The organism is Thalassoroseus sp., assembly GCF_984380535.1.
In genome coordinates this window covers 288,463-310,241 of record NZ_CFHRBF010000001.1, presented here as the reverse complement: position 1 = coordinate 310,241, position 21,779 = coordinate 288,463, and the positions used below count along the sequence as shown (strand labels likewise).

The following is a 21,779-nucleotide window of genomic DNA, read 5'->3' as shown; positions in this document are numbered from 1 at the left end:
GGATGAAATGCAAGACGCATTTCAGGCTTATGAATCTTAAATCTCGCCGGAGGTCAGGGATGGACCACATGCAACGGCCAATTTACGGAATGATGTTGGGGATTGTTTGTCTCACGTCGGCACTCGTGATTGCCGACGAGACCAGCTTGCCATCCGAGCGACAGGAATCGCTCACAGGACCCTATACGCAAACGCTCCAGAAGTACGAACTCCAGCCGACACGGGAATCGTTGCGTGTCTATCTGCAATCGCTGCATCCGAATCCGCAGGCCGAACAGGCGATTCGCACTTTGATTGCTCAACTCGGAGATCCGGACTTTCAGACACGGGAAGCTGCGACGGCAACACTGCTGAAGTCACCCATCCATCTGCCCGAGCTTTTGGAATCCGCGATGCGGGAGTCTGATCCCGAAATTCGATGGCGGGCCAAACAGATTTGGAAATTGGCTCGGGGGCGGTCGAGTCGAATTCTATATGCGGCGTTCTCGGTGATCGAACAGGGAGAGTTGACGGGGTTGGCCGAACCGATCCTCTGTGCGTTTCCACTTTGCAAAGCGGCCTACTTGGAAACGAAAGCAGCGTCTGCACTCGCAGCAGTGGCGACCAAGGACGATGTCGAAGTCTTGGAGTCCGTCGCCCGAGGACAGCATCCAATAGCCGGAGAAAGCCTGGCGGCGAGAACGGCTGCTATCGCTGCGTTGGAGCGAGTTCTCGGCACCGGAGCCGACGGTATTTTGTCGGACCTGCAAAATCTCGACCAACCGGTGAGAGTCCAAGTTGCCGTCGCACGAGCACTGCTGAATCATGGCAATCGCGAATCGTTGACACGGTTGGGGCATTTACTTTCGGCAGAGGAATTGGACGTGCGGTTACAGGCCATTCGTGCCTTGCGAAGCGCCACTCCACAGCGATTTGGTTACTCGCCGTACGAGTCCGTGAACAACCGGGAATTCGCCGCCAACGCCTGGCGGGAATGGATCGCCAGTCATGGAACGACTGCTGAACTCATGTTGCCATTGCGTGAGGTCGATGTGTTGCTCGGTCGGACTTTGCTGACCAACTACACGCAGCGTGAAGTGGTCGAACTCGATCATCAGCACAACGTCATTTGGCGAGCGGAAGTCAACGGGGCGTGGGGATGCGAGGGGTTAGCGAACGGACATCGTTTGATCGCATCTTACACGGGGAAGTTTCTGGTCGAGTTTGATGCCGCTGGTGACGAAGTGTGGCGGTTCGACGAACTCCCCGACAAACCGTACAGCGTGCAGCGTTTGCCGAACGGAAACACACTCGTGCCCTGTTATGATGGTCAGTTGCTCGAGATTCGTCCCGATAAAAGCATTGCTTGGGAGTTGGAACTTCCGGAACGGGCCAAGTCGGCTCAGATGCTCGAAAGCGGCAACATCTTACTGGTGCTGTATAACAGCGGGCGTGTGGTGGAGATCGATCGTGAAGGTACGATTGTCTGGGAAGTCGAGGGAATGGAACGCCCCTATTCCGTACAGCGACTACCCAACGGCCACACGCTGGTCGCGAATCGGACCGAAAACCGGGTTGTCGAAATCAATCGAGCGGGCGAGGAACTTTGGTCGTTCCAAAGCGAACCGAGCCTGTACCGCGCTCAACGACTACCGGACGGTCACACGCTGATCGTTAGTTCTGCGGGACTCGTTGAAGTCGACAACGCGGGCACGGTGGTGTGGACTCGTGAAGAGGCCGGACTGCGAGGAGCCGATCGATATTAAAGGCGGCGGAAAGCCGGACAATCATCGAAATTGGTTGACACTCGAATTGGTCGGATTACAATCACGCAATAAGTTAATGAGCCGCTCCCGTTGATCTGTTCTGAACGGGTCCATTGAGTGGACGCTGGGCAATACGCTCGACCATGCCTTCGTGAAGGCGCGGTGTCCACCAATTGTGGGCGGTCTCGTCTTTCGCGGTTCGTTCTTCGAAACCGCGATTTTCTGCGATCGCTTCGCATGCGCCTATCGGTGGATCGTCTTGCTCGGTAACTGGGATATGTCACCGAATTGATAGAGATCGCCGATCATGAGTAAACAATCGAAAGACCTCTTCGACGATACAGCAATGAGTTTCGGGGAACACCTCGAGATTCTGCGTGTCCACCTCTGGAAAGCCATCGTAGGACTGATGTTCGCGGTGATCCTGACGCTGTTCTTCGGCAACCGTGTGATTGCCATCATTCGGGCACCCATTGATACCGCACTGCTGGAACACGGCGTCACGGATTACGTGCAAGACGATATCAAAGAAGATTTCGATCTGCTGGAGTATCTGAAGGCGTTGTTTTCCGAGAAAGAAGATGTGCCGGACGATTCGGAGCCGGAGAAGACAGCGGAAGAACTCGAAGAAGAGCGAATCGCTCGTTCAACGATCGAAGTTCAGGTCGATGCCCGGCAACTCGTTGGTGCACTGCACGAACGGTATCCCGAAACTTACCCCGATTTGCCGGAGTCGGCGAAATCAGAACCGCTCAAGCTTTCGATGTGGGCACCCGAATTCGGGCAGTTCCGTGACACTCGCGACCAACAACACAAGATGGTCACGCTGACGGTGCAGGAAGCGTTTCTGACGTACGTCAAAGTTTCCGTCGTTGCAGGACTACTTTTAGCCAGCCCGTGGATTTTCTATCAACTGTGGTTATTCGTGGCGGCGGGTTTGTATCCGCATGAACGCAAATACGTTTACATCTATTTGCCGATGAGTCTCGGTTTGTTTCTCGGCGGTGCGATCTTCTGTTTCGTGCTGGTGTTTCCGTTCGTGTTGGACTTCCTGTTGAGTTTCAACAAATGGCTCGGTGTCACGCCGCAAGTGCGATTGTCGGAATGGATCAGTTTTGCGTTGCTGCTGCCGTTGATGTTCGGACTGAGTTTCCAACTGCCGCTGGTGATGTTGTTCCTCGAACGAATTTCGATTTTCACGGTGCAGGCGTATCGCGAAAAGCGACGCATGGCGATTTTGGTCATCGCGATCATTTCGATGTTCCTCACCCCCGCCGACCCGATGAGCATGATGTTGATGATGGTCCCGCTCGTGGTGCTCTATCAACTCGGTATTTTCATGTGCGGATTTAGCCCGAAACACCAAAGCCCGTTTGAAGCCGCGAGTTAGTTGGTTTTCGACACCAAGCGTTATTCAACACTTCGGCGTCAAACTTTGTAAGGAGGCGAGGATGGAAGATGGCGGATGGGAGAAGGGGCAAGGCACTGAATCCTGTTATCCTCGATCTTCCATTCTCCCTTCTCAGGCACAACTCGCCAGAATGTCAGCTTAAACGAACGACTCACGAAACCACTTCTCCGATTGACGAAGCTCAAACTCATGCATTATTCGACTCGTTTACATGCCGCGATTCAGGCCAAACGGACACCGGCACTTGTGGGGATTGATCCACGGTTTGATCAGCTTCCGCAGTCGGTTCGCGATGCCGCCGCCGAGCGGTTTCCTTCGGATCACCTGGCCATGCATGCGAGTGCATTCGAGGAGTTCAGTTTTCGGCTGATCGATGTCGTGGCCCCCCTGGTTCCGGCTGTCAAACCGCAGGCCGCGTTCTTTGAAGAGTTGGGGCCGGCGGGAACGGCGGTGTTGTCGCGTGTGATTCGCAAAGCGCGAGACGCCGGGCTGATCGTCATTTGCGATGCAAAACGCGGCGACATTGGTTCGACGGCCGAAGCCTACGCACGCGGGTACCTCGCGGGCGCAGACCCAGACGCTGCTCCGTGGGCAGCCGATGCACTGACCGTGAATCCCTATCTCGGTGCGGACACGCTCGAACCGTTTGTGAAGGTCGCAACTGACCGCGGAGCCGGGATTTATGTGTTGGTCCGCACGAGCAATCCGGGAGCGGGGACGTTTCAAGATCGGCTCACGGATGGTGAACCCCATTACCGGACCGTCGCGAAGACCGTCAACGAATTGGCCGAACGAACCGCTGATGCAGCCGGGTACGGTATCGTCGGTGCGGTGGTCGGGGCGACATACCCGAACGAGTTGGCAGAGCTGCGAGATGTGCTATCGGCGTCACCACTCTTGATTCCCGGTTATGGCAGTCAAGGGGGATCGGCCGCGGATACGGCGGCGGCGTTTCGAGCAGACGGACTGGGAGCCGTGATCAACAGTTCGCGAGGTATCAACTTTGCCTACCGCAAACCCGAGTACGTCGAGAAGTTTGCACCGGCCCAATGGGAACAGGCGATCGAAGCGGCGACACACGAAATGATTGCCGACCTTCGCACGCACACGCCAGCGAGCAATTTATAGATTCTCCGTTTGCCGAGCCGATGTGATGAACTCCTCGACTCGCTGAGGGTCTTTCATACCTTTTTCGCCTTCCAGGAATTCGACGCCGCTAGCGGTGTCGATGCCCCAGGGCTGCACGGCGTGAATCGCTTCGGCTACGTTATCCGGTCGCAATCCACCGGCCAGAATCAATGGTGGCCAATCGGCGACTTGGTACTGATCGGCGAGCGGCTTCCAAGCGACCGTCTTTCCGCTGCCCCCAAACATGCCTTTGACGTAAGCGTCCATCAGCACCGCTGAGAGTGTCACCCCGGCGGTCCGAGCTTCGGCGAGATACGCGGCTAAGTCGTCCAGGCCCTCGGGTTTCATTCGCCAGGCCCGGATTAGTTGCGTATCAGGGCAGCGATCTTGAATTTCCCGCAAGTCTCCAACGGTCTCGTTGCCATGACACTGAATACGATTTAATCCCACGCTTTGAACGATACTTTCAATTTCAGCCGGAGTGTGATCCACAAAAACACCGACCAATTCGGCTTTTCCCATATTAACCGCTGCGATATGCTGAGCTTGATCTGTTGTCACGCACCGGGGCGAGGGCGTGTAGAAGTTCAAGCCCAACGCATCGGGGCGGAATCGGCAGACCATTTCGGCCTGTTCCGGCGTGCGAATACCGCAAATTTTGATCCACATTATGTCGGTTTGTTCAGTTTTGTCCGCATTTTCCGCGGAATGGTGATGTTAGTTGATAGCGTTCAAAATAGTGACCGGCCAGGAGAGAGTCGACCGACGATAACGGATTGATGCGAGAATTTGGAGACGGGATTCAACCACGTGAAGTTGCCCATCGATATTCCTCAAGAGTCAATTGTCGAAGCCAAACGGTTTTTGCAAGCGGCCCAAACCGCGTATGAGCGTAGCTCTCAGGACGCGAAGCATCTTTCCGCCGTCGCTCATGCACAGGTCCGTGTTGGTCGAGCTCTGTTGCGTGCCGGCGAAGCGTTGCAGGCGATGCCTTACTTGCGGGATGCAGTCTCGAATTACGCGATTCCTGACATTCGGTCGATGGAGGCTTTCGACATACTTTGTTTAGCCGACGCCCGGTCGGTGTTGGGTGACGGCTACCGGTTTCGCGGCGACTATTTGAACGCCGCTCGCGAGTACGGTCGGGCGTTGTCGGAATTAAATGTCATTCCGGAACGTGTCAGTACGATGTCTTTAAGAGCCGTCATCAAAGAGAAAATCGGTGATGCCGCTGTCGGAGAGGAAGCCTGGGATAAAGCCGCTGCGGCTTACGACTCTGCACGGGACATTCTCAAGAATCTGCTAGCACAGGACCGAAGCGACGTTTGGCAACGTGGGTTGGCGATCATCCTCGACAAGCAGGGTATGCTCCATCAGAGCCGGGAGAAGTGGGAATCGGCGGAGACTTGTTTTCTCGAAGCTCGGCGAATTCGTCGGCAACTCGCGGAACAGCCCAATGCAACGGACGATGTCGTTTGCGATCTTATCATCAGCCAGCAGCGACTTGGCGATTTGCACTTTGCTCGGGAGAACGACGAACACGCACTGTTCGCATATGCTGCCGCCGATCTCTTCCTCGAAACGCATTTGAAGAACCCGAAAACAGAAGCCGTTTTGCGACTTCAGGCCACGATCGCGGAACACAAATCACAAGCGTTGCTGCGGCAGCGACAGACCGACTTGGCGGCGAAAGTTCTAGCCGAGGCGATGGAAATCCGCGAGCGTCTTTATGAGGAATCCAAAACTGAAATTGCCTTGGCCAATTTGGCAAAGACTCGCGGTCGGTTGGGCGATATTTTCCGCGACCAGGAGCGATGGCGGGAATCGCTAGAAGTTTACCAACAGGCGGGGGACGATTTGCGGTCGTTGGCGATTCGGGACTGGGCCGATCCGCTTCGCCAAGCCAATTGGGCTGCCAGTTCGTTACGCGTGGCCGACGCGGCTCGAAAATGCGGTGATTGCGGCACTGCTCTTAAGTCGTATCGGCAAGCCGCTTCCATTCGCGAACGTCTGGTTCGTCGTGATCCGACAATTCTGGCCCGACGTCGAGATTTAGCTGTTGTTCAAGAACGCACGGCATCACTTCTGAAAGCAATGCACCGACGCGATGCCGCGATGAATTTGCTGCGTGCCGGCATCGAGAACATTCAAGATGCCCTCAAGCATCACCCCAAACATCCCAAGCTTCAACGCGACCTCGTGATTCTGTGTCACCAGTTGTACGAACTTGCATCGACAATGGATGACACGAGCACGACGTTCCTTTGGCGGATGCGAACACGGAACGAACTATCGTCGCTGATGGACCTGGGTGTCGAAGTTGATGACGTTTTAACAATCATCCAGACAAAATTAGCCGAACCGATGGTCGTGACACGTGATCTCTAAGCGATGTGATCGATCATGGTCCGATCGTACGGACTAGTGTAGCGTTTCTGTTGGTGATGGGGGGGGTATAGACGCTTCGCATCGGCCAAACATGTCCTCGTCAGCGGAAAGTTCAGAACCGAGTACGTTTTCCCCGCAATGTATTGTATAGTCAAACATTATCGACATTTGTCTCTGCTACAAGGAACCCGGAAGGTGATTGACAATCGGGGCCGTGCAGCGCTCGCTGTTCTTCTAATCCTACTAATGGTCTCTTGGTCGCACGCCCAAGAAGAGGCATCCGCAACGCCGGAACCCAATGCGACGCAGGAATCCAGTCCGGCCGTCAATCAAATGAGTGGCACCGCGAGCAGACGTTCGAAGTTAGATCGTCCGCCGACGGCATTTCCTCCGAATCCGTATGGGTTCTTCCGGGGGAACGGTCCGGCCCAATACAGCGGGCCCAATCGGACGGTCGGGTTCTATTTCAATTGGTTTTTGCTGTTGCTGGTTCTCGGCGCTTTTCTGCTGTGGATGAACAGTTCCCGCTGGGTCGACGAAGACAGTCGCGGGCTCAATCTCGGAACGGCCAACTGGAATACGGCGATGTTGTTCGGCGGTGTCGCTGGTTTCTTCCTGTCGCTGGTCTTGCCCCGATTCGTCGGATTGGTGCCGATGCTTGCCGCGTGGGGCGTCCCGTTGGGTATGTATATCCGCGAACGGAACGCAAAAGTTCCTGAGGCTCGACGTGTGATGACGCAAGCTCACATTCGTCGTTGGACATTGAAGAAACTCGCGACGATCGGCATTCACATCGGATCGCGAGAAACAATCGAATCGACAATGGGACCGCCGATCCAATTCCTCGGCAAATCCGATGGAAACGATCGGGGCGAAGCGGAGCGTCGCAGCCGTCAGGTCGAGAATTCCAAGGGCTATCTCGCGGCGAAAGAGTTGGTCTACGACGCCATCAATCGCCGAACGACCGACGTGCACTTGGAACCGAAAGAAGACGAACTGTCCGTTCGGATTCGGATCGATGGTGTGATGTATCCCGCCGACGGATACGATGTCGCGACCGGTCGTAACATCCTGAATATTTTCAAGGTGCTCGGCGGCATGGACATCACCGAGCGTCGTCGTCCACAAGACGGAAGTTTCCGAGCACTGCTGGAAGGCCGCGAGATCGACTTCCGACTCGCGACACAAGGAACGCGACACGGCGAGAAAATGAGCTTGCGGATCTTGGATCAGAGCAACTCCGTGGGGAGTCTGTCTGATCTCGGTTTTCGGAAGTCTCTCTTCGAGCAAATTGTCGGGATTGTCGATCAACCGCACGGCTTGTTTCTTTCGTGTGGTCCAACCGGTGCCGGGAAATCGACAACGCTGTACGCGGCTTTGCGGGAAATCGACGCTTACCAACGCAATATCATCACCGTCGAAGACCCGGTTGAATACAAGATGGAGAACGTCAACCAAATCGAAATCAACACACGAGCCGGGCAAACATTTGCGAATTCGCTTCGTAGTATTCTGCGACAAGACCCGGATGTGGTGATGATCGGGGAAATCCGCGACCAAGAAACCGCGTCTATTGCTTGTCAAGCGGCGAACACGGGGCACATGGTGTTCTCGACGATTCACGCCAACGATACCATTACTGCACTGTACCGAATGATCGAATTGGGCGTCGAACCGTTTATGGTGGCTAACTCGGTCTCGGCCATTTTGGCTCAACGGCTGACGCGTCGGCTGTGCGATCTCTGTCGTGAACCCTATGCACCGAATGAAGACCTCATGAAACGGGCCGGGTTGCCGATCGATCGAATCGAGCAACTCTATCGCCCGCGACTGAATGGCGAAGCGGGCCGATGTCGTCAGTGCGGCGGGTTGGGATACTTCGGTCGCGCGGGGGTCTTTGAATTGCTGGTTATTACCGAACGCATGCGGGACCTGATTCGGGAAAAGGCTCCCATGTCGGCCATTAAAGCGGAGGCCCGCAAAAACGGAATGCTCACCATGCAAGAGGAAGGCCTCCGCCTGGTCGTTCGCGGCGTCACAAGTGTGCAAGAACTTGTGCGTGTGGTGAAGTAGCGGTTTGAACTCGAATCCAATTTTGAATCTCCATTGACGACTCATCCATGATTGCGTTCATTCTGATTGGCATTGTTGCTCTCGTCGCCTGGTGCGTAGCCGGTGAAGGTCCGTGGGGCGCAGGACTCACGTTTCTATGCGTGTTGTTCGCCGGCTTGCTGGCAATGAACTTCTTCGAACCGCTCGCCGAGATGTTGGCATCGATCACCAGCAGCGGTATGTGGCTTTATCGCTGGGACTATATTGCATTAGTCGGGTTGTTCGCAGCGTTTACATTCGGCTTGCGGGAAATTTCGAATAGGTTCGTGCCGACCTACTTTCAGACGGAAGATGTCACCTACGAAGTGGGACGCTGGGGCTTCGGATTGCTGACCGGGTACGTCACGATGGCCTTTCTATTGACCGCGTTACACACCGCACCATTGCCGCGAACGGTGACTGCAGGCAGCATTGATGAATTTCTTGATTTCCAAGCCGAGAAGGGCAACTTGTTCGGATTTCATCCCGATCAACACTGGCTTGGCTTCACACAATTTGTTTCGTCACGCGGTTTCGCTCGGTCCGACGAACGCAACCGGTTCGACGGTCCGATCTATCAAATTGGGGGTCAAGGCGGCGTGGGAGAACCCTGGCCATCATTTCCGATTCGGTATGCAGCACGCCGCGAACAACTCGGAGGGCAAGTCGTCACTGTTCCCACGACGACAACAACAAGTCCGGGAGAAGGTAACGCCACACCTGGCGGTGGAGCTACACCACCCGCCGGTGGCGGCAGCGCTGACGGTTTTTGATTTTGGAGATTGTCTCCGGCACACAATGAGTTCCGCTCAGAAGCGATGAAACTCACTTCCGACCCGGGATGGCGGGGGCTAATGGCACATCTCTTGAAAGCACCTGTCGGATGAAATCGCAAGCTGCCGGTAGCACTTCTCCTGAACTTGGGATCGCAGCGTTCACTTTTGCCCCACCAGATTGAACAGCAGCGACGAATTTCTCACAGTACGACCGAGCACGTGTCAAGAACTCTTGAAGTTCTGTCTTTTCCAGGTCAGTTCGATGCAGTTCTGTCGTCGTATCCGTACGAACCCGGTCTAACTTTGCGAGTGTTTCACCGGCGGTGCGGTAGAGAAATCCATCGACGTAAGCACGTCTCAGACGGAATTCCGGGTCGAACTGATAGACCGGATCGGCTCCCCAATAGATTGAAAACGCATTCGTTCGACGAAAACCGACGACGATCGGTTCTGGCTCCTCGAACAATTCGAGTTCGGCGCGTCGCGTGAGAGCGGTCGCTTCTCGCATTAAGTCTTCGCGGTCACTTTCCTGACGCATCATGGCGATCCCAGCGGTTGGAAGGAAAAATTTCACCTCCGAGTTTTTCGCCCTTGCGTGTTGATTATGCGACACAAAGACATTTCTGATAGTATATTGCTATGTTGCTCACCTGAGAATGGTCTGCTTGGAAACACGCATTGGATATGTCTGTGCCTGAGAAACGTCCACGCCCCCAGTCATCAGCAGAGATTCCTTCCCTGACGGAATCGGACCGACTCGCCGAGGTCCAACGCAAACAGCAGTGGATCGCCAACTTCCTCAAATCCTTCCAAATCGACGCCCTGCTTCTCCAGAAACGGCATAACTTCGCCTGGTTCACTTGTGGAGCCGAGAACGGCAGCGATGCATGTGCCGCCGGTAAAGCCGCCGTGTTCGTGACGCCGGAAGCACGGGTAATCGTGACCGACAACGTGACATCGCCGTTGCTATTTGAACGAGAGTTGGCCGGCTTGGGATTCCAACTCAAAGAACGGTCATGGCGGGAAGGACATCGCGGATTGATCGAGGAACTTTGTCACGGTCGCCAGGTCGGCGGTGATGTGCCACACGCGAATCGTAAAGATTATTCCGATGCACTCGCCGGTTTTCGCCGGTGTTTAACGACGGAAGAAGCCATTCGGATGCGGGAACTCGGTCGTGATGTTGCACATGCCGTAGAAGCGACGGCCCGTCGTTTGGTCAGAGGTTCGACAGAAGCTGCCATTGCCGGGGAAGTCGCTCACCGCTTGATTAAACGCCAAGTTGTGCCATGTCGGTTGCAGGTTGCCGGCGATTATCGACGAGTGCGGTTTCGCACGCAGAATTTCACGCAGACGCCCGTCAATCAATTCTGCACATTGACCGCAACCGGAAGACGCGATGGTCTCCACATCACGGTTTCACGCACCGTTTGTTTCGGTGAGCCACCAAAAGACCTGGTCGAAAGCTATCAGGCAGCGGTGCAAATTCAGGCAACGGGGATTTGTTTCTCTCGCGAGAATTGGACACTCCACGACGCCTGGCAACGCGTGGCCCGAATTTACGAGAAAACCGGTCACCCGAATGAATGGGAATATGCGGCACAAGGGGCAATTGTTGGTTATCGCGATCCCGAAGTGCCCATTGTCATTGGCCCAGTTGATGAAAATGTTTCGTTACAGCAGGGAATGGCGATTGTATGGCACCCGTCGATCGGCCCCGCGACGCTGGCTGACACATTGTTGATCACTCCCAATGGTGGCGAATTGCTCACTCCGATGGAAAATTGGCCACGTGTGCGGGTTCGAGTCCGTTCGACGGCAATCAGTCGGCCGGGAATCTTACGTCGGCAGAATGCTGACCAACCCGAATCGAAAGAAACCGCCATCGATCCAGCGGCTCAGGATTCATTTGCCTGGCTCAGCGACGATCGGACTGGTTTAGGCGGGTTATTTAGCGAATAATCGAGAAAAATTTGATCGGATCATGATTTTTGCCGCGCGTTTGGCACGGCGTTCGTTATTCGAAACTAGGGTTGATGAGTCGAGGTCGTAGATTTCACTGCAACATGGAGACTCACAACTAAGAGAAATACCGCGCGCAGTGCCGACATCCGATCCTGACCACATTGAGGGGCTACACTCGCCACTGCACTCATGGTAGAATAGGAGCCAATGCTTGTATTCACAAAGCCATTCTTGCGAGCGATAGACTCGCACGTTCAACTCACTGAAGATCGAACGTCACTTCGCTCTCATTCTCGAGCCGAGCGTCAATCATGACGGACCGTTTCCCTTCGAACTCTATTTCTTTGACTGAGCCAGGTTCCGATCGGTTTGCGGACCGACCCGTTGCTGAAGACGGTGACGGCAATTCGGACGCGCCGCCCACGTGGTTCCGTGGAAAATCGAACCGCCGGAAAATAGAATCCGGTTCGGCATCCCAGCCAAGTGTTTCAGAGAACGCCCAACGAACACCGGTTCGCCGACGGCAAACACCTGAGGCATCTGCACCACCGCCGAAACGCAGAGATGCTGCCGTATCGGGTAGTACCAACGGTGCGGCTTATCCGGACGAACTGGTTCATCCGCGAGCTTGGTATGTCACGGTATGGGATGATATCCGGAATTTGGTCACGGGGCGGGTCAAGTTTGCGCGACTCGGGCTTTTGATTTCGTTTTCGATACACTTTTTGGTTCTGGCGGTACTCGGGCTTTGGATTATCTCGCGAGAGCGTGAAAAACAGGTCGAAATCGTGGCGGAACTCAGTGAGCAAACCCAGCCAACCGAGTTCGAAGAGATTGATCTGGAATTTAACGCCCTGCCCGACTTCGAACCCGAGGGGCAAAATACACTCGATGAGCTGCCCCCCGTCACTACCGAAAACTTGGCAATCGATGCGAATGTGAAGACGCTGCTCGAGGGTGGCGAAGGACCGGTGGGCGATATTGGTGGGGGGATCGCGTTACCTCCGCAAGCGCTCAAAAAGGGCAGCTTCGCCGTCTGGACGGAACCTCGCGATCCGATCCCCAAGGAGCCGTATTACATCATCATTGATGTCGACATCAGTACCTTGGACAAAGAATTCAAATCGTATCCTAAACGCGATCTTTCGGGTTCGGTCATCGGGACCGACAATTACGAGCAGGACTTTGGCGGTCGACGGGAACGCGGGAATCTACCGATTGTTAACGACCATGTGCGAATGAAAGTTCTCGTGCCAGGGGCAGCCGAATTGGTACGTGATACGATTAAAGTCAAATCCAATCTATTGAACGAAGAGCAGACGATCACCATTGTTTTCTGAATGATGTGGTGACTTGCGACTGGTGCAAGCCGAAGTGATTAGGCTGTAGCGGCAAGAGAGATTGCGATCAAACCCGGCGACGATCCGGATTTGATCCGTTGTGGCATGCGGACGTGTTCTACACTAGAGGGTCTGGAATCGTTCCCCGTTCCGTTAGCCCCAACCGTTGCAATGTCGAACGACGAACAACTTTCCGCGGAAACTGAGTCATCAACTGACGACCTGCAGAGACGATTGGAAGAAGCTGAGCAGCGTGTTGCGGCTCAGAATAAGGTAGTTCAAGAGCTGACTGAACGGCTCGAACTCACCGCCGAGCAGTTGGACCGTTTACAGCGTATGGGCGTTGAACGGGGCGAACACGTTCGGGGGTTTCCCAAGACGGTCGTCGACGAACAAGCGGAACTCGTGCAGGAAATGTCGCGGGTGGTCGCGGTTTACGACGACGCGCGGTCCGCTGAATCCACCGCATCGTTGCAAATGCAAGTCGAAGAGCTTCGCGACTACCTCGAGGAGCAATTCCGGCTGTGGAAGGAAAAACAAGAGGCCGACGAAGCTGCCGATTCGGACGATGAAGACGAGCACGACACGGAGTCCGACTCAACCGAGGAGTCGGCAGAGGAACAAACGGTTACTCCCGAGATTTCCTACGCCGCGGACGAACCGATTCCGGTAGCCGATCCGCCGGAAATTGTCGATGTGCATGTTGCCGACGAGGAATTGCTTCGGCTGCTGATCGATGCCCAGAACAAGTTCATCGACTATATCACTGCACACGTCGATCGGTTGAAGACATATGCCACTGACGTGGACCGCGACAACAACTTTGGCAACCCGGCGTTGCACGATCCGATTAGCGACTTGGAGGAAGCGATTCGCTTCGCCGATTACGAAATCGCGCTCCAACGACAAATCACCAGTCGCAAAGAAGCCCGGTTAGCGGCGGCGGAGCGTCGGCTTGAGGAACAATTACAGGCACTCGCCGGTTCGAATTAGCGACGGGATGCAGAGCGATCGACTTCTTCGTAGGACGCCGGCTGAATCGCATTGGAATTCGGCGTGGATTGTTCCGGGAACAGGCGAATGGTGGTCGTCGTGATCTTTTGTTGGACAAACTCACGCCCATCGGCCTGACGAACAGCCATATCCAATAAGTGTTTGACCGAGCAATGCAGCGGAAGACCGGTCTCTCGGTCAATGCGACAAGTTCCATGGGCATGCCCGCCACGGACGATGACCTGGACATCCCCGTTTTCTGTCTGGCGTTGTTCGCCAAATGTACGGGTTGTCGCGATTGTACCGGCAATATCGATGTCAGCGATGCGGTCGGTCAAACGACTTAGGCTACAATGGTTCTGAATAAAGAGCGGCACTGGACGAGAGAGTGATCTTTCACGTGTCCAGGTATCTCCTTCGACAATCGGGTGGCTGGCCAATGGAAGGTAGCCGATGCTGTCGTCGACGAAATTTGCGACCCCTTCTTCGGTCGAGTTGGCAAAAGCGTTGAGAACCTGTTCTCGTTGAGCCGGTGGAACGTCTCGAATACATCGTTGCAAGAAATCCGCAAACCCAACTGGTTCCAGAATTCGATGATCCGGCCCAATCCAGAAGGCAAACCCGTTATTGACCAAGCCCCGATAAGGGAGCATCACCGCAGGCAATTGGTCAGTCGGCGTGTCTGAATCGAAGCGAATGGTCTGGCCGCCGATCTCGTTCTGGTAGCGAACGCGGTCATAATGGACGCTCAGTTTGCGACGACCGTCTTCGGTCATCTGTTCCAAACGTAATGTGACAAGCATCTCCAACCAGTCACGATTGACGATGTCACCCTGAGGCATTTTCTGAACCAGCGTTTGCTGAACCGTTTTCAGCAGGGGAATTCGCTGCCCTGGCTGTAGATTCAGTTTCAGTACCGCCGACGGTCGGGTTTCCTCCACACGGGGCGGCGTGGCGGTCGGTGTCGAAAATTGGGGGTCGATGCCTTCCAGTTCCGAAGCCGCAACGGGTTGTGTCGACTCGGTTTCTTCGGAATTGCCGCACCCGCAGGGAATTACGGCACAGACGGCAACGAGTATCCATCGGTTTAGAATACGCATCATTTGCATCCTTGCTCGAACCGGTTTCGCGGTTGAGACGGTACCATTTTCGCCCCAGAGCGCGAAGACGGATTGCATAACCGGTGAAAACCCAGCAAGCCGATTTCTCGTTACAACCGGAACACCTTACGAAGCCGCTACGACGCACCGAACTCAGGCCGCAAAACCGAATCGGTAGGACTACTTGCTCGGGTCAGATTCGCATTGTGACGATGTTTCTGGTGGAAAGCGTTCTCACGGAATGAGGACCAACGCCGCTTAGCACTTTTTCAACGAGACAACCGAAAGTTCAGGACAGTCCGATAGCGAACAATGTTCGGGCGGACGTTGACTGAACATTCGGATGGATGTGTCTCTGGGGCCAAGCGGCCACAAACACCACTGGAGGGTGACAATGAAAATTTATGCATCACTCATGCTAATGGCGGCCGTTTCGATCAGCGGTTGCAAAATGGCTTCAAGAACAGTTTCGTGCGGCGCTTCGTGTGCCGACAACGGCGCGAAAGCTTGCAGCACGACGAAAGTTTGTGATCCAGGGAAAAGCTGCACGACAACGTCGTCCAACTGCACCGATTCCAAAGGCTGCTTCCTTGGAAAGAGCAAAGTCAGCTGTGCATCAACCGCTTGTGTGAAACCGGCCTGTGGCGATCCGGCTGGAAAAGGAAATTGCGGTCCAACAAGCTGTGCGACGACCTGCATTCCCAAAAATGCCAGCAGCTGTGCGACCACCTGCGTACCAAAGTGTGTCTCACAGACCCAAACACAGCCGAACCCGTTCGCAAGCAATGAAGTCAAACAGCCGGAAACGCCTAAGCAAGTCATTCGCCCAACTTCGAACGAAGCACCGGCAACGGCCAAACCCGTTGTGACTCAGATTGCCGGGAAACTAGTCGAAGACTCCCCGGCATACGCCCACTCTTCGGATTACCGCTGGTTGCTCGGAGTCATTCAAAAAGTGAATACTCCCGTTGCGATGACCAAAGTGCGTTACGCTCGGCTTGACGAGCAAGATGCCTGGGGCGGTAGCATGGTGCTTGCGGAAGACGTCCGCAACGACCAATTCAAAGATGGTGATGTCGTCTACGTTGAAGGTCAAATCCTTGCAGATCGCCCAAGCTTATACGTGAGTGGTCCGCTCTACCGTGCGAACGTGATTCGTCACGCGACAGATACCGATCGTATCAAAGCGACGAAGTAACGCTGGTTCCGAGTGAATTAGACGCACAAATCAAAAACAACCCCGGGATCGAGGAGAGAACTCCTCGAACCCGGGGTTTGTTTTGTGAGCGGCTTTCAAACCGACGTATGTCGGCTTATTCGCTTATTGGTCTTTGTAGACCTTCGTGCTTTCTTGCTCGATCACTGGCGAACGCAAGGTGTCGGACTTCGCTTCCACAGAGACGCGGAAGTCACCAGGTTGCGTGCCTTTGATGTTCACACGATAGATGGCATCGGCTCGCGGTGCCAACTTCGGCAATGCACCGAAGAAGACCGTTTGACCTTTCACGGTCGCCTTGGTCGGACCGCGAGAGTTGGTGATTTCCATGCCTTCAGGAACATCAAGTTTGATCTGCACGTTGGTCGCGTAGTCGGTACCTTGGTTGGTGATCAAGATTTCGTAAGCCGTTTCGGCTCCAACTTCGACCGGGTCGTCGATGTCGACAACTTCCAGCAGAATCGCGGCGATCCCTTCGACGGTCGTCGCATGACGATCCATGCAGGTCAAGCCTCGTTCGGCTTTTGCAGCGGCCAACACCGGGAATTCCCCACGGTCGAGTGCCTTCAGGTCGCATTTGACGACCACCTCTTCGCCGGCGGGAATTTGGTTGACGAACCAGTTCACGGTCTTGCTGGCGGCATCGAACTTGCCGAAGTCGGTCGCGGCCATGAATCCGAAGGATTGCGGAACAGCACAGCGAATGTGCACATTATCAGCCGGGGCGGTTCCCTTGTTGCTGACTTTGACTTCAAAAGTCGCAGGACGATTCACATAGCGGAAACCAGGGCCGTCGATCTTCATCGCGAGAACGGCACCGATCCCTTGAACCTTACGAGCTTGTTCAGCTTTCAGCCCATGATCGGCTACAGCCGTGAAGGTGCAGAGGTGTTCGCCGAGTTTCGTCACATCAGCCAAAACGCGGACCGAACGTGACTCGCCTGGGTTCAAAGTCCCGATTTCGTAGGTCGAACCTTTCGCCAACGGACGCAAACCTTCCGAGTAGGCCACCTTCAACAGAGTGTTGGTGGTCGGACCGGTGCCGGGGTTCTCGATGACGACGTTCATGATGGCTTGGTTGCCAATGACGACCGTTTCCGATCCGTCGGCGGCCAACGTCAACTTCGGTTCGATCACTTCGAACTTGGTGTTCGCGGTCGTGCTATAGGTCACCCGAGCGTGACTTTCGGCGGTACCCGCTTTGACCGGTTTGAGTCGCAAAGCGATGCGGACTTCTTCGTTGGGCTCGATCTTTTCGACAAGCCACATTTGGTCGTCGCCGACCTTCGCTGGTGCTGGGCGTGAATTCACAAGCACGAATCCAACCGGCAGCACGTGATCTATCGCGACTTGTTCAATCGTGACCAGTCCTCGGTTCCGCAAGACGAGTTCGAAGTCGTCTTCGGCACCGACCATGATTGACTCAGGTGTTACCCAATCAATGGTCAGGCTTGGGATTTGGCTTTTGAATGTTTTGACGTACGGGGTGGCTCCACCGGGCGTGGCGATGTTCAGGCCAACCGATGGACCCAACGCGTTGATGCGAACACCCGCGGGACGATCCGCCGGTGTGCTCCGAACGTCTTCGGTGACCGTGGGCAACATTTCTTTCGCCGGGGGAATTTCGAACTCCGGAGTGGGAGCGGCTTGTTTCGGCGGTGCGATCGGAGCTGCAAACGGGTTCGCGTTTGGCTCCGGTTTCGGGAGTGGTTTCCCATCGAACTGTGCAGTTGCCGTCAACGGCCAGACGATGGTCGTGACGAGCAGCATAACTAGTAGTCTCATAACCCCAACTTTTCTCATAACGACCTCCGTGGCGAAACTCGAAAACACCGCCCGCAATTTGAATCCAGATCTCACGTGACAAAACCACGGATGCTGGAATGACGAATCGGTAGATAACGCGATCTCGGGGACGAGCTTGAGCCCTCTCGCGCGAAAATTCTCCATTTCTCTTGATCGGCACTATGACGGACAATTTAGAGAAGATTTTCCGATTTTGCCGTTTATTTCGCAGGACAAATTTCTCTTGATGAACAAACATCCGCAGCTGTCCGAGGTTTGATGCGGACCTTCGCTTCAAGACATTCGCACTGTCATGAGTTGAAAATCGCCCAGTTGTGCGAACGACGATCGTGTTCCGGATCCGAGATATGTGGGATATGAGATAGTTGTTGTTGATACTCGGTCGGAAGATCGTGCTGAGCAGCACCGCGGACGATGAATTCCCGATACCAGCAGAAAGCCGGCAATCCGACGGTGATCCAGTCAGGACGTGCGGTATAGAGATAAACCGTTTTGGTCGTGCCATCCACGAGTTCCGCAGTAGCGGTCGTGCAGTCGTAACCAACTCCCACACCTTCGCAGCGATCGAGTTCCGACTTACTAAGACCCGGGACACGACGGACGACTCCCCACATAGCGTCGGTCGATTTTCCCGTCCAGCGGGCGTCAGCTTTGGCAGACCCATCGTATCCCCGTTTATGCATGCGGAATACGAATCGCGGAAGCCGGGCGAGACCGATTAACTCAGTGTCTCCAATGCGGGCCGACAACCGCTCGACGCACATGTTGGAACCGTAACAGAAAATAAGATTCGACATTGGATTGTTTGAAGGCATCAATCATGAGGAGCCGTTAGGTCATCGCCGGCGATTGGAATCTGGCGACCTTTTCCGAATCCGCACTGAAATTTCCGGCTGGAAGCGGCTAAAATGAAAACGCATGGGAAATCCCGCGGATAGTTTCGCGGAACTTTCCTGTGTTGGCAGGGTTCAATATCCCAACTCGATGCTACGTTGGCAGCGAGTGAAAATACAAGGAGATCGGAATGGGTTCGGCGTCTGCCGCCTCTCAAACTGATGAAACATCGCGCGCTCGGGTACCCTCGTCGGACGAAAAACCGACGGGATGGTTACACGATCCGGACGTGCAGTTGATGTTGCGAACTCAGCAAGGAGATCGACAGGCATTCGAGCAGCTGGTGTTGGCATACCAAGATCGGCTGGTGGGCATCTTCACCCATATGATCCGCAGTCAGGAAGCCGCCGAAGATTTGGCGCAAGAGGTGTTTTTGCGGGTCTATCGTTCCCGAGAGCGTTACAAACCGACGGCAAAGTTCTCCACATGGTTGTTTCATATCGCGAACAACTTGGCGAAGAACGCCCGCCGGTCATTGGGGCGACGAAAGGAAGTCTCCTACGACACGAATTCCAGTGATCACTCCACCGGCAGCTTGGATAGCCAGGTTGCTGATAAATCCGGACTAATGCCGACCAGGCAGCTTGCGAAACGTGAACTCCAGGGAATTGTTCAGGAAGCTCTGGATACCCTTAGCGATCGTCAGCGAATGGCGGTGCTCCTCCATAAATTTGAAGGGATGAGTTACGCAGACATCGGGCAAACGATGGAAATGACCCCGGCGGCTGTGAAGAGTTTATTGTCTCGCGCACGCGAAAACTTGCGAATCAAGCTCGAAGCACAGATGCGTTAGGTTTCCGTCAATATTCAGATCACCAGGTTGACGAAAAAGACTTTGAAAGACCGAGACAATTGGTTGAGGGTTGAAGAGCCGACAGGCGTCGAGAATTCCGGTTCTCGATCTTTGATCGTCAGCGTCGAGTTTGGGTGAGTCGAGTCGTAACAGACCGTTTCGTTTCCAGAATTACAGCACCTTTTTCCGCATTGAAAACTTTTCAATGAATTCCTCCGAACCGCTCAACGAAGATCGCCACGAACAATTCGTCGCCTATTTGGACGGTGAACTGGACGAAGCGTCCACGCGTAGTCTCGAAGCCACGTTGGCTATCGACGAGGACGCCCGAAACGAAGTCGCTGCCCTGGCCCGCACTTGGGATTTGCTCGATGAATTGCCTCGTGTCGATGTCTCTAGCGATTTCACCGAAAAGACGTTGAGTTCCGTTCGGCTCGAAACGATTGTTCCGAAATCGAAACCTGCTCCCCAACCCGCGGGTACCGACTGGCGGAAGTGGCTCGTTGCGACCGTGCTTGTGGTCGGAACGGTATCATGCTTCTTGGCCGGGCTACTTGTCGTCCGGGGGATGAGTGACCCAAAAACCGATGTCATGTTGCAAAATCTTCCCGTAATCGAGAACTTAGAGACCTACGAAGACATCGGGGACGCCGAGTTTTTGCGTCGACTTCAGGAAATGAAGGACTTCCAAGATGCGGTGGAATCCCAACCGGAATGAGCGGTCGTTGATACGGCCGATTGTTTTACTGCTTGGTGTGGTCTTTCTGTCAGGGGCCGATCGGAATGACGAACGCCCTGCGATTTCGTCGGAAGAGTTGGAAGCCCGGCGAGACCGCATCGAGAAAATGTCCGAGTCGGACCGCAATCGACTGACTCAAAACTTATCGCGGTTTCTCGCGTTTCCCGCTGCGAAGCAGGACGACCTGATCGAACTGCACCAGGAGCTCGATCAGAATCAAGACTTGCTCGAGACGAAACGTCAGTTCGAAGAATGGCTGAATCAACTGAGTCCCTGGCAACGGCAAGAACTCGTGCGGCAAACGACCGTCGAAGGGAAGTTAGCCGTCGTGACGGCGATTCTCCAGGAACAGGAACAGCAACGTCTCGAACAGGAACAACTGCGTCAACGAGTCGACGAGATCTTCAACGAGTTTTTCAAGCCATTTGGCCCTAAGCCCACGCGATCTCGGATGTCGTCGGACTACATCGACAGCATCATCAGTTTCCTCGAAAAACAAATTCCCGAAGACGCTCGTCCGTCCAAAAAACTTTCGCGACCTGGTCGCCGGGCTGCAGTGCTGTTAGCCGTTCTCGACCATTTCGCGGATCGCCCCAATGCACGAGAAGAACCGATCCCGATGGATATTTACGAGGAACTTCGTCGGAAAGTCTCGTTGTATCGCGGCGGAACTCACCTATTCAATGACAATGACGAAGATGCTTCCCGCAATTTCACGCGGACGCTTGCTGGTAGCGTGATTTACATTGGCTATGAGGAAATTCTCAACGAACGCGAACGACCGAGAAGTCATGAAGAGTGGCTGAAGTACCTGGACAAATTTGATACAAAATATCGCCGGGAATTTGACGAAACGTTTGAGAGATCACGCGAAGAAGCGTTGAGAAATCTGAGTTTCACCTTTACGAAGTTGTATATCGAGCAGAATGCTCCCGATTTTCGTCGCGAGAGTGATCAGCTTCGCGAACGCATGCGGTCCTTGGGGCTGTTTCGAGATTGGCCACCCCGTCGTGGTGGCGGACGTGGACCTAGCGGCGGCCCCGACCGGGAAGGTCGCGGTCCGAATAATGGACCGGATCGTGAAGAACGGGGACCGGGGGGACCAGGACGTGGCCCGATGTTCAATCGTGAGGGCGAACGTCGAGGCGAGGAACCACGATTTCGACGATCGGAACGCGAAGATCGCTAAACTGTCGCCTGAGTGAACTTACGAAAAAAGCAGCTCCCGGTGTTCCGAGGGCTGCTTTTTTCATTGCGATGAAAAACTTTCGTGTCCACTCGGTGAGTGAACGACATCCGTGTCTTCACAAGTCGTCCCTGGTGCCTTGGAGCTTGACGAAAACTCGGATTTGGGGGTTGAGTGAGTGAGCCGAACTCTCAACCCGAGTGAACAC

General features: G+C 54.6%; 19 protein-coding genes. 13 read left to right on the top strand and 6 right to left on the bottom strand.

Going from position 1 to position 21,779, the window contains the following annotated elements:
* Positions 1-68 precede the first annotated feature (68 nt).
* From AC5DDB_RS01155 to pyrF, 3 genes are all read left to right on the top strand, one after another.
* Positions 69-1,745, top strand: a complete 1,677-nt coding sequence (locus tag AC5DDB_RS01155; RefSeq protein WP_491737828.1) for an outer membrane protein assembly factor BamB family protein — start codon at positions 69-71, stop codon at positions 1,743-1,745.
* Positions 1,746-2,052: 307 nt separating this feature from the next.
* Complete coding sequence (tatC, locus tag AC5DDB_RS01150) at positions 2,053-3,135, top strand: twin-arginine translocase subunit TatC (protein WP_491737827.1); 1,083 nt, start codon at positions 2,053-2,055, stop codon at positions 3,133-3,135.
* A gap of 210 nt (positions 3,136-3,345) precedes the next feature.
* Positions 3,346-4,284, top strand: coding sequence for an orotidine-5'-phosphate decarboxylase (gene pyrF / locus AC5DDB_RS01145; RefSeq protein ID WP_491737826.1), 939 nt, complete (start codon positions 3,346-3,348; stop codon positions 4,282-4,284).
* Here the strand turns inward: pyrF and AC5DDB_RS01140 are convergent.
* Positions 4,279-4,953 (bottom strand): phosphoribosylanthranilate isomerase, encoded by a 675-nt coding sequence (locus AC5DDB_RS01140; RefSeq protein WP_491737825.1) that lies wholly within the window; start codon positions 4,951-4,953, stop codon positions 4,279-4,281. The two genes, pyrF and AC5DDB_RS01140, sit on opposite strands and share 6 nt — an antisense overlap.
* 141 nt (positions 4,954-5,094) lie before the next feature.
* Between AC5DDB_RS01140 and AC5DDB_RS01135 the strand changes: the two genes are divergently transcribed.
* The 3 genes from AC5DDB_RS01135 (at position 5,095) to AC5DDB_RS01125 (ending at position 9,536) form a co-directional block, all read left to right on the top strand.
* A complete protein-coding gene (locus AC5DDB_RS01135) occupies positions 5,095-6,672 on the top strand; it encodes a C40 family peptidase (protein ID WP_491737824.1) in 1,578 nt (525 codons plus the stop codon).
* Between the two features lie 195 nt (positions 6,673-6,867).
* Entirely contained in the window at positions 6,868-8,745 is a 1,878-nt protein-coding gene (locus AC5DDB_RS01130) for a GspE/PulE family protein (protein ID WP_491737823.1), read from the top strand.
* Positions 8,746-8,792: 47 nt separating this feature from the next.
* Positions 8,793-9,536 carry a CvpA family protein gene (locus AC5DDB_RS01125; protein WP_491737822.1) on the top strand — a complete coding sequence of 248 codons (744 nt, stop codon included), beginning with the start codon at positions 8,793-8,795 and terminating at the stop codon, positions 9,534-9,536.
* A 52-nt stretch (positions 9,537-9,588) separates the two neighbouring features.
* Here the strand turns inward: AC5DDB_RS01125 and AC5DDB_RS01120 are convergent, their stop codons facing one another.
* On the bottom strand, positions 9,589-10,080 hold the full coding sequence (locus AC5DDB_RS01120) for a hypothetical protein (protein WP_491737821.1): 492 nt from the start codon (positions 10,078-10,080) through the stop codon (positions 9,589-9,591).
* Positions 10,081-10,229: 149 nt separating this feature from the next.
* Here AC5DDB_RS01120 and AC5DDB_RS01115 point away from each other — a divergent pair, with 149 nt between their 5' ends.
* The 3 genes from AC5DDB_RS01115 (at position 10,230) to AC5DDB_RS01105 (ending at position 13,837) form a co-directional block, all read left to right on the top strand.
* Positions 10,230-11,501 (top strand): M24 family metallopeptidase, encoded by a 1,272-nt coding sequence (locus AC5DDB_RS01115; RefSeq protein WP_491737820.1) that lies wholly within the window; start codon positions 10,230-10,232, stop codon positions 11,499-11,501.
* A 314-nt stretch (positions 11,502-11,815) separates the two neighbouring features.
* Positions 11,816-12,844, top strand: a complete 1,029-nt coding sequence (locus AC5DDB_RS01110; protein ID WP_491737819.1) for a hypothetical protein — start codon at positions 11,816-11,818, stop codon at positions 12,842-12,844.
* Between the two features lie 171 nt (positions 12,845-13,015).
* The gene (locus AC5DDB_RS01105; RefSeq protein WP_491737818.1) at positions 13,016-13,837 is read left to right on the top strand and encodes a hypothetical protein; all 822 of its coding nucleotides are present in this window, start codon (positions 13,016-13,018) and stop codon (positions 13,835-13,837) included.
* Here AC5DDB_RS01105 and AC5DDB_RS01100 read toward each other — a convergent pair.
* A complete protein-coding gene (locus AC5DDB_RS01100; RefSeq protein ID WP_491737817.1) occupies positions 13,834-14,940 on the bottom strand; it encodes a DUF6263 family protein in 1,107 nt (368 codons plus the stop codon). The genes AC5DDB_RS01105 and AC5DDB_RS01100 overlap by 4 nt on opposite strands.
* A 399-nt stretch (positions 14,941-15,339) precedes the next feature.
* Positions 15,340-15,759 carry a hypothetical protein gene (locus AC5DDB_RS01095; RefSeq protein ID WP_491737816.1) on the bottom strand — a complete coding sequence of 140 codons (420 nt, stop codon included), beginning with the start codon at positions 15,757-15,759 and terminating at the stop codon, positions 15,340-15,342.
* A gap of 43 nt (positions 15,760-15,802) precedes the next feature.
* Between AC5DDB_RS01095 and AC5DDB_RS01090 the strand changes: the two genes are divergently transcribed.
* On the top strand, positions 15,803-16,135 hold the full coding sequence (locus AC5DDB_RS01090) for a hypothetical protein (RefSeq protein WP_491737815.1): 333 nt from the start codon (positions 15,803-15,805) through the stop codon (positions 16,133-16,135).
* 123 nt (positions 16,136-16,258) lie between these two features.
* On the opposite strand, the gene AC5DDB_RS01085 is transcribed toward AC5DDB_RS01090, so the two are convergent.
* Both AC5DDB_RS01085 and AC5DDB_RS01080 read right to left on the bottom strand, forming a co-directional pair.
* Positions 16,259-17,938 carry a hypothetical protein gene (locus AC5DDB_RS01085; protein WP_491737814.1) on the bottom strand — a complete coding sequence of 560 codons (1,680 nt, stop codon included), beginning with the start codon at positions 17,936-17,938 and terminating at the stop codon, positions 16,259-16,261.
* A 311-nt stretch (positions 17,939-18,249) separates the two neighbouring features.
* Entirely contained in the window at positions 18,250-18,756 is a 507-nt protein-coding gene (locus tag AC5DDB_RS01080; RefSeq protein WP_491737813.1) for a gamma-glutamylcyclotransferase family protein, read from the bottom strand.
* 227 nt (positions 18,757-18,983) lie between these two features.
* On the opposite strand from AC5DDB_RS01080, the gene AC5DDB_RS01075 reads away from it, so the two are divergent.
* The 3 genes from AC5DDB_RS01075 (at position 18,984) to AC5DDB_RS01065 (ending at position 21,574) form a co-directional block, all read left to right on the top strand.
* Positions 18,984-19,646 carry an RNA polymerase sigma factor gene (locus tag AC5DDB_RS01075; RefSeq protein WP_491737812.1) on the top strand — a complete coding sequence of 221 codons (663 nt, stop codon included), beginning with the start codon at positions 18,984-18,986 and terminating at the stop codon, positions 19,644-19,646.
* A gap of 205 nt (positions 19,647-19,851) precedes the next feature.
* Positions 19,852-20,364, top strand: coding sequence for a hypothetical protein (locus AC5DDB_RS01070; RefSeq protein ID WP_491737811.1), 513 nt, complete (start codon positions 19,852-19,854; stop codon positions 20,362-20,364).
* Positions 20,339-21,574, top strand: coding sequence for a hypothetical protein (locus tag AC5DDB_RS01065; RefSeq protein ID WP_491737810.1), 1,236 nt, complete (start codon positions 20,339-20,341; stop codon positions 21,572-21,574). The genes AC5DDB_RS01070 and AC5DDB_RS01065 overlap by 26 nt, the downstream gene beginning before the upstream one ends.
* The last annotated feature ends 205 nt before the right edge of the window (positions 21,575-21,779 follow it).